Here is a 4,275-nt window from a genome sequence, read left to right on the forward strand (position 1 = left end):
GAAGTTAAGCCCGTTAGCGCAGATGGTACTGCATTTTTGTGGGAGAGTATGTCGTCGCCTTTTTTTTGAAAAGCACTTATCGTAAGATAGGTGCTTTTTTTGTTTATATCAATATCCTAAAACCCCTGCATCTAAAGATGGAGGGGTTTTTTGTGTCTGATAGTTTTTACAAAATAAAGGGAGTGTTCTCCAAATTTCCAAATCCTTCATTGATAGCTTTTCTAAGGCTGCTCCTTACTTCCTAAAAGTTCGCAACTTCGAAATTTCTCCAAATTCTTGGAATTTGTGAGTGCTAACTTGTTTCAAGTTGTACACCTACTTTTATGGAATGCCGAGACAATTTCAAAAGCTATCGGAACAACATGACGCAACCATCTGGTATCAATTAGTTGAAAACTACTCCATGGAATAATAGGGGCAATTACTCAATATATAAACCCCTAGATATATCAACACTTCTTAAAAATATAATTCATTTAAGCATAGGGGAAATCACTTATTTTTGGTCAAATAGCTAAAAATAAGCGTATTAGAACTAAATTTTAACGTGTTGTATTCTGGTTAAGTCTTATCTTTAACCCAATACTTTGAAGTTGAATTTCTATTTCAAGGTGGTATTTATGAATTTCTCTACAAATCATAAATAAACATTCCTCCCGAAAAACATTTATGTTTAACACTAACTTTTTGTTCCCGCAATGAAGTTATTCTCCTCCCACATTTTATTTAATACGCATTTCTTTTGTATTTAAAATACCCCTAGAGTTATTTATTATTAACCATTTAAACCAATACTTATGAAACTCTTTACATTGGGGATTACGGGTACATGTTCGAATAGCGTGAGTTATTCTGGAGCGGTGCTAACTCCCACAGATTTAAAAATTAGATTTAGATCCAAAATTGGATCTTTGCTGGTTTTGTTGATTTTTGGAATGGCAATGTTTTTGCCATCTAATATGAATGCGCAGGTTCCAGGAACAGTGGAGGATGCTTTTAATTTACCTGACAAAGATAGATGTACATCTAAAGATTTGGCAATTGTAAGTGCCAGTCTGGATTTGGATAATTGTAACTGTGATGAAGGTGAGACAATCTATGCAACTTTAGTATTAGGTATTGATAATAATACGGAATCTACAAGAACTTCTTTTGCGTTCTGGTCCAGAATTACACTTACTGATACTGATCCAACAACAGATGATATCGTTTATTTTATTAGAGGCTGTCAGGGCCCAATTCCAAAAGGAAGTTTAGCACCACCTAATGGTGTTACGCTTTTGGATTTTGATAATTTGGAGGTATTAGAGTATAATGAAGTCACAGGAAATTTTGATCCTGTAGTTGACCCTGCTAATCCTGAGGATCTCTTACATCAAATTCCTTATGTATGCGGATCAACTTTAACACTAAGCAATATTTATGAAGGTTGGACAGATGCATCTGATAATGCTGCCAGACAATGTCCATTAGATTCTTCAAAAATCAACCCTAAATGCGGTGTTCTTCCAAGTATAGAGGTAGGTGTTGGATTAACAGCCAATTCTGGTTTTACAGATGTTAATTGTTACGGTGGTTCAGATGGTACAGTTATACTTGAATTCAGTGGTGGTACAGCCCCATATATGGTAAACTTCAATTCAACCGGGTTTGCTGCTCAAAGTTCACCTAAAACCTATACCGGTTTAGCAGCAGGCACTTATAATTGGATTGTAAAAGATTCAGGTACCCCAGCATGTACAAAATCAGGTTCAACAACAATAGGCCAGCCAGTGGCAGCCTTAAGCAGTAGTGAAACCCATGTGAATGTACTTTGCTACGGAGGTGCTACCGGATCCATAGATCTAACTCCCTCAGGAGGAACAGCGCCCTATGCCTATGCTTGGACAGCCAGCCTTGGAGGTGCTATTCCAGCAGGACAAGCAACCAATCAGGATCTGACCGGCCTTGTTGCAGGAACTTATGAGGTTGTAATTACAGATGCCAATGGTTCAACTGGAGGTTGTAGAGCAACCAAATCTGTTGTTATCACCCAGCCAGCCGCAGCCTTGAGCAGTAGTGAAACCCATGTGAATGTACTTTGCTACGGAGGTGCTACCGGATCCATAGATCTAACTCCCTCAGGAGGAGCAGCGCCCTATGCCTATGCTTGGACAGCCAGCCTTGGAGGTGCTATTCCAGCAGGACAAGCAACCAATCAGGATCTGACCGGCCTTGTTGCAGGAACTTATGAGGTTGTAATTACAGATGCCAATGGTTCAACTGGAGGTTGTAGAGCAACCAAATCTGTTGTTATCACCCAGCCAGCCGCAGCCTTGAGCAGTAGTGAAACCCATGTGAATGTACTTTGCTACGGAGGTGCTACAGGATCCATAGATCTAACTCCCTCAGGAGGAACAGCACCTTATGCCTATGCTTGGACAGCAAGCCTTGGTGGTGCTATTCCAGCAGGACAAGCAACCAATCAGGATCTGACCGGCCTTGTTGCAGGAACTTATGAGGTTGTAATTACGGATGCCAATGGCACAACTGGTGGTTGTAGAGCAACTAAGACTGTTGTTATCACCCAGCCAGCCGCAGCATTGAGCAGTTCTGAAACCCATGTGAATGTACTTTGCTATGGTGGAGCTACTGGATCAATAGATCTTACACCATCGGGAGGAACCCCAGCATATACCTATGCCTGGACAGCAAGTCTTGGCGGTGTTATTCCATCAGGACAAGCATCCAACCAGGATCTTACTGGTCTTGTTGCAGGAACTTATGATGTTGTAATTACAGATGCCAATAGCACAACTAATGGTTGTAGAGCAACCAAGACTGTTGTTATCACCCAGCCAGCCGTAGCATTGAGCAGTTCTGAAACCCATGTGAATGTACTTTGCTATGGTGGAGCTACTGGATCAATAGATCTTACACCATCGGGAGGAACCCCAGCATATACCTATGCCTGGACAGCAAGTCTTGGCGGTGTTATTCCATCAGGACAATCATCCAACCAGGATCTTACTGGTCTTGTTGCAGGAACTTATGATGTTGTAATTACAGATGCCAATGGCACAACTGGTGGTTGTAGAGCAATTAAGACTGTTGTTATAACCCAGCCAGCCGCAGCCTTATATGGAAGTGCAGTGCCAACAGCTGAAAGTTGTGCATTCAACGATGGTTCTATTGCATTAACTGTTAGTGGTGGAACAACTCCTTATTCATATTTGTGGAATAATGGTGCAATAACTCAAAATTTGAGTGGATTAGCAGCAGGTTCTTATACTGTAACTATAACTGATGCCAACGGATGTGAGGCAACTGCTTCAGCCACAGTTAATGCACCTACCAATTGTATCGTAGACGAAGGTTGTACTCCAGGATACTGGAAAAACCATCTTGAAGATTGGGGATCTACAGATCCTAATGCAGATTTCTTCGTATTCTTTGGTATAGACCCTGTAGGAAATAATGTTGAGGATATAATTGGGGATATGGACCAAAATGCAGATGGAAAACTCACCTTATTAGAAGCTATTTCTGCAGAAGTAAAAACCAGTAAAAACAATGGTTGGTTTGCAGCTTTGGCAAGACATGCGGTGGCAGCTTATTTAAATGCGAGTAATCCAGATGTGGGATATCAGTATGGAACAGCTTATATTTTAAGTGAAACTGAAAAGGTATTCGAAACTAATTACTCAAACAGGAATGCAGCAAATGCAGCGGCTCAAGAACTTCATAATCTGTTTAGAATAGCAAATGAGCGTGTGTGTCCTCTTGGAAATTCCAAAGCACAAGAAGCAGCATTAAGTATTAGTCCAACAGACAACACTGAAACCAGTGTTGTAGAGAAGAGTTTCAGCGCTTATCCTGTTCCTTTCAGAGAAACATTGAATATTGAGTATGATTTTGATTATTCATCTTCTGCTACAATACAAATGTTCGATACTCAAGGAAGATTGCTTCGTACTTATAGAGAAGCAAATGCCTTTAAAGGAAAAGTTACAGAGCTAAGTATAGACTTTAGAACAAGAGCAAGTCAAGTGTATATACTTAAAGTAACTACCGACAGAGATGTGTTTACTAAAAAGATCATTTCTGATAAATAATCAGTAACCAACTAAAAAAGAAAAGCAGCTCGAAAGAGCTGCTTTTTTTTGTAAGCTGGATTCAATGTTGTAACGCAACAAATCGTTGTTGGTTTTTGATGTTTCTAAGCTACAAATTTCAGCTCCATCTCCATCATTTCTTTAGGTGTTTTATAGCCTATGATTTTTCTCGGTCTATTGT

At 40.0% G+C, this 4,275-nt stretch carries 1 protein-coding gene; it reads left to right on the forward strand.

Features of this window, described 5'->3' with window-relative positions:
* Positions 1-797 precede the first annotated feature (797 nt).
* Positions 798-4,094 (forward strand): T9SS type A sorting domain-containing protein, encoded by a 3,297-nt coding sequence (locus ES724_RS16340; protein ID WP_146935033.1) that lies wholly within the window; start codon positions 798-800, stop codon positions 4,092-4,094.
* The last annotated feature ends 181 nt before the right edge of the window (positions 4,095-4,275 follow it).

Source organism: Gillisia hiemivivida (assembly GCF_007997295.1).
Lineage (GTDB): Bacteria > Bacteroidota > Bacteroidia > Flavobacteriales > Flavobacteriaceae > Gillisia > Gillisia hiemivivida.

Coding starts and splice junctions, on each gene's coding strand:
- ES724_RS16340 (WP_146935033.1), top strand. CDS start 798: ATGAAACTCTTTACATTGGGGATTACGGGTACATGTTCGAATAGCGTG.